Source organism: Novacetimonas pomaceti, from assembly GCF_003207955.1.
Lineage (GTDB): Bacteria > Pseudomonadota > Alphaproteobacteria > Acetobacterales > Acetobacteraceae > Novacetimonas > Novacetimonas pomaceti.
This window is the reverse complement of the sequence record NZ_NOXG01000062.1, coordinates 1-3,769: the sequence shown is the minus strand read 5'-3', so window position 1 is coordinate 3,769 and position 3,769 is coordinate 1. Positions and strand designations below refer to the sequence as shown.

The following is a 3,769-nucleotide window of genomic DNA, read 5'->3' as shown; positions in this document are numbered from 1 at the left end:
GGCCACATCAACAGGCCTTACAGAAGACCGCACACGATCACACGTCAATATGGGTCAGAAAACTCTTGCATAACGGACGGCAACCACAGAAGAAATCCGCGTCGAGGTTGATTTTTCCCTGCCGGCCTGTCGGGTTGTCCGCTGCCTGGAACAGGTTATGGAGTGGCGTGGCAGGCCAGAAGCCATCCGAATGGATAATGGCCCTGAATATGTCAGTCATACGTTGGTTTCATGGGCCGAAAAACAGGGGATTACCCTGATCTATACGCAACCGGGTAATCCGCAGCAGAACGCCTATATTGAACGCTACAACAGAACTGTCCGGCAGGAATGGCTGGAGCAGTATTTGTTTGAAAGCATTCAGGACGTGCAGGAGGTCGCAACACAATGGCTCTGGACATATAACCATGACAGACCCAACATGGGGAACAACGGGCTAACCCCCGCCCAGAAACTAAAAACAGATGCCTGAATTCTCATTCAATGCCCCACTAAAAATGGGGGGATTACCCTGCTCCGGGTCACCCAGTTGCAGATCAAAATCGCCACGGACAATATCGGCGTTGCAAAACACGCGGTGGATCTGACTAACAAGCTGTATCTGGAAGGCGTGGGGAACACCCTGCAGATTGCGCAGGCTCAGGCCGAGCTGGATACACAGATTGCAGCGCGTGAACCGCTGAAAACCCGTGTTTCTCAGATAACGCACGCTATTGCCGTGCTGCTGGGGCAGATGCCGGGCTCTCTGGAAGATGAACTGAAGGTGCCGCGGCCCCTGCCGACCGTGCCGGAATTCCCCGCGACCATGCCGTCTGTCGTGATTGCCAACCGCCCGGATATCCGTATGGCGGAACGGCAGTATGCACTGGCGACGGCGCAGATTGGCGTTGCTGTGGCCAACCTGTATCCGCACTTTGTTATTCCGTTGACCTTCAACCCCAACGCGTCGGCCATGTACCAGCTGTTTCAGGTGAATGCCATGAGCTGGCAGTTCCTGATGATGGCGAGCCTGCCGCTGATGCACGGTGGCAAGATGACGTCCGAAGTGCGGGCGGCTCAGGCCTCGGCGGAAGCAGCACGTTTGACCTATCGTCAGTCGGTGCTAAACGGCTTCAAGGAAGTTGAAGACGCCATGGCGGCCTGGCATGATGACATTGAATATGCCGAGCAACTGCATAAAGCGGCAGAAGATAGTGCCACGGCCAGTGAGCGGGCACGGCGGCTATATGGTGCTGGTCTGGTTGGCTTCCTGGAAGTGCTGACAACCGAGCGCACCACCCTGAATGCGCAGAACATGGAAGCTCTGGCGCGTCTGGAACGCCTGCGTGATGCTGTGAACCTTTACACGGCTCTGGGCGCGGGCTGGAAAGGTGTGGCGCTGACCAATTCCACCCTGCCAGTTTCCCTCGAAACACAAAACGTGCTAGCGCGGGCCTTCAAGCAATGATCTGAAAGGTCACATCATGAGCAAGTCTTCGTCTCCTTATGTGCGTCGGCTGCTCTGGATTGTGGCCTGTTTTGTGGGTGGTTTTGCGCTTTTGTGCGTGAGTGGCTGGGCGCTTGTCGTCAACGGCAGCACGCAGGACTCCGCGATGGTGACAGTCCTCCGCTGGCTGCCCGTTGCAACGGGTGCGATCACGGTAGCCGCGGGATTTTTCCTGCTGTCTCTGCCCGTGCCAGGAGACCCGGAAGACTTCTTTCTGCCGGATGACGCCGACGGCGAACTTGAGAGCACAGACGGGAAATAAAAAGAGGTTCAGCCCGTTATCAGAGCTGAACCCTTCTCGCCCTGACCGTCAGTGTGACCGTCAGGCTTTGACGGACAGAAAGTCAGCCAACGCTTCGTTAAACAGAAGCGGGGCCTGCAGGAAGGCGAAGTGGCTGGTCTCGGGCAGGATCATGTAAGAACTGTCCGGAATATGCGCCACCAGATATTCCAGATGGGCGCGATGAATCATCTCGTCCCGGTCCCCATCCACAACCCATGCGGGGCAGCGGATGGCGTTCAGGCGGTCTTCCGTGAATTCGGCATCATGCTCCCATTTCCACAGGCCCCAGACGGTTTTTGAAAAGACATCAAATTTATCCGGGGTCGGGGAAAGCTCGCGGTAGTCTTCTGTGGCGCGCTTTACAAAAGCGTTGACCACCTTATCTCCGCTACACGCCAGATTGAGGCCGGATGCGGACATATGCGGCCCGTAAGCAAAGATGCGTTTGATGCGATCCGGGTGTTCAGAGGCCAGAATAATGCTCTGCACACCGCCATCGCTCCACCCGACGAGACTGGCATTCGGAATTTCCAGATGGTTCATCAGGTGAATGATATCGTCTGCCATCTGAGCGTAGCTGAGGGGTTTATCCCCTAACGTGCTGCGGCCATGCCCGCGGCTATCCACGAGGATGACACGGTGCGTTTTGGCCAGATAAGCCGCCTGTATGCCCCAGTAGTCAGAGTTTGCCATGCCCCCATGCAGCATGATGATGACATCGTCCCCTGTGCCGCCTTCCGTATAATAGAGCGAGCATCCGTTAATGGGGGCGTGCTGTCCTTTAAAGGAGGCCAGAGGGGCCGGGGTGGCAGGCAGGGTCTGCCAGCGTTTTGTTAAATGCTCAGTCATATCGTCAGGCCTCGTAAAAGAGCATGTTGTGGGTATCTTGGTATAACAAGATACCCTGCGCCTTTAGATGGCCGTGTATGACGAGACTTGCAAATGTGTGAGGCGGGATGCTGTTTCCCCAGATCCCCCGCTTGTCTTTTGGTTTGAAAAGCGATAGACTGGGGAATTCGTTGTCAGGCAACAGGCCTTATTTTTTAGGCGTCCGAACGGCCGTTACTTCAATTTCAATCAGCCATCCGGGGTTGGCGAGCTGGGCCACGGCAAAGGCGGAGCGCACTGGCAGATTAGGCTGCTTTTCTGTGCCGAAATACTGGGTGTAGGCCTTCATCATGCCATCAAAATCCAGCTGCTTTGTGCGCGGGTCCGCCACCATATAGATGTGCATCTGCACAACATCACCCATGGTCAGGTTCAGCTTTTTCAGCTCGCCTTCAATGCGCTGGAGAGAGGCGAGTGTCTGGGCGCGGGTGTCGCCATAGGCCTCAAGGCTTTTGGGCGGCGCGGTTTTGTCCTGCACCGGAGCGCCCATGCCGCTCAGATAAATGGTGGTGGCCCCGGCGGGGACTTCCACCGCGGTGGAGATGGGGAATTTCCCCTCACCATGACGGATCACGCCGCCTTCAGCATGCGCCAGAGCAGGGAAGGCAGCCAGAGCCGTCAGGGCTGCGCGGGGATCAGGCTTTTAAAAAGGCGCACGTTATTCTGCCTCTACTGACAGATGGGGACGCATTTCAGACACGTCTTCTGGTTTCAGGGCATCAGTATAATGGTTCCCGAAATGTGTGCGAACGTAATTGACGACATCGGCTACCTGCTGGTCATTCAGCAGTCCGGCAAACCAGGGCATGCCGCCAAAGCCGTTCAGCACCACATAAGCAGGATACTCGGCACTTTTCAGTTTGGGATCACGACACGAAAGTGTATTTTACGTACGCTTGGAGTGAACACCTGTAGAACTGGCCACATTGAGGTTCACGCAACAAGTAGGGATGTCAATCGGCACTCAAAAATAACCCCTGATCGGCATGCAATATTAACCCCCTGTTGAAGGCCCGGCCTGTCTCCTGAAGCCGTAGGCGTAAGGAGACAGGCCGGGGCAGGTATGGATCTGGAGAGAGGTTCAGTTACGGTTCCTGAACCGCCAGCTTTCG

At 56.0% G+C, this 3,769-nt stretch carries 3 protein-coding genes and 3 pseudogenes; 3 read left to right on the top strand and 3 right to left on the bottom strand.

Annotation, left to right across the window (positions count from 1 at the left end; genetic code table 11):
* Positions 1 to 88: 88 nt before the first annotated feature.
* The 3 genes and pseudogenes from CFR71_RS15280 to CFR71_RS15270 form a co-directional block, all read left to right on the top strand.
* Positions 89 to 472, top strand: a pseudogene (locus CFR71_RS15280) (transposase); the annotation flags it as partial.
* A gap of 39 nt (positions 473 to 511) precedes the next feature.
* Positions 512 to 1,447, top strand: a pseudogene (locus tag CFR71_RS15275) (TolC family protein); the annotation flags it as partial.
* A gap of 16 nt (positions 1,448 to 1,463) precedes the next feature.
* Positions 1,464 to 1,748, top strand: coding sequence for a hypothetical protein (locus CFR71_RS15270; protein ID WP_110532165.1), 285 nt, complete (start codon positions 1,464 to 1,466; stop codon positions 1,746 to 1,748).
* A gap of 60 nt (positions 1,749 to 1,808) precedes the next feature.
* Here CFR71_RS15270 and CFR71_RS15265 read toward each other — a convergent pair whose 3' ends face one another.
* The 3 genes and pseudogenes from CFR71_RS15265 to CFR71_RS17065 form a co-directional block, all read right to left on the bottom strand.
* Positions 1,809 to 2,618 carry an alpha/beta fold hydrolase gene (locus CFR71_RS15265; protein ID WP_003631394.1) on the bottom strand — a complete coding sequence of 270 codons (810 nt, stop codon included), beginning with the start codon at positions 2,616 to 2,618 and terminating at the stop codon, positions 1,809 to 1,811.
* A 187-nt stretch (positions 2,619 to 2,805) separates the two neighbouring features.
* Positions 2,806 to 3,279: a RidA family protein gene (locus CFR71_RS15260; protein ID WP_039734209.1), complete on the bottom strand. Its 474-nt coding sequence runs from the start codon at positions 3,277 to 3,279 to the stop codon at positions 2,806 to 2,808.
* Positions 3,280 to 3,315: 36 nt separating this feature from the next.
* A pseudogene (locus CFR71_RS17065) lies at positions 3,316 to 3,519 on the bottom strand (c-type cytochrome); the annotation flags it as partial.
* Positions 3,520 to 3,769: the final 250 nt, after the last annotated feature.

What these genes read in the sequence shown, in the direction of transcription:
- CFR71_RS15270 (WP_110532165.1), top strand. Translation starts at nt 1,464, where the DNA reads ATGAGCAAGTCTTCGTCTCCTTATGTGCGTCGGCTGCTCTGGATTGTG.
- CFR71_RS15265 (WP_003631394.1), bottom strand. Translation starts at nt 2,618, where the DNA reads ATGACTGAGCATTTAACAAAACGCTGGCAGACCCTGCCTGCCACCCCG.